This is a genomic window from Halorubellus amylolyticus, assembly GCF_034808145.1.
Lineage (GTDB): Archaea > Halobacteriota > Halobacteria > Halobacteriales > Natrialbaceae > Halorubellus.
Genome location: NZ_JAXHGM010000129.1, coordinates 1 through 203, shown reverse-complemented (window position 1 = coordinate 203; position 203 = coordinate 1). Strand labels below are relative to the sequence as shown.

The 203-nt window shown below is 60.6% G+C and carries 1 protein-coding gene; it reads left to right on the top strand.

The genetic code is table 11. The annotated features are described in order from the left end of the window. On the top strand, positions 1-203 hold a 203-nt coding region (locus SM754_RS20455), incomplete at both ends, for a transposase (protein WP_323677981.1).

The following is a 203-nucleotide window of genomic DNA, read 5'->3' as shown; positions in this document are numbered from 1 at the left end:
CCGTACAACGCGCGAAACACTGACGACCCGAAAGACATCGAGTACAGGGTCGAAGACCGCATCACCGAACACAGCGAGGACGTTCAGCTGAAGCAGTCCACGTTGGATGAGACGTACAACCGCCGTACTGGAGTCGAACGAACCAACGAATCAGTGAAGGACTGCGGCCTCGGGCGAACGCACGCCCGAGGCCGCGTCCACGC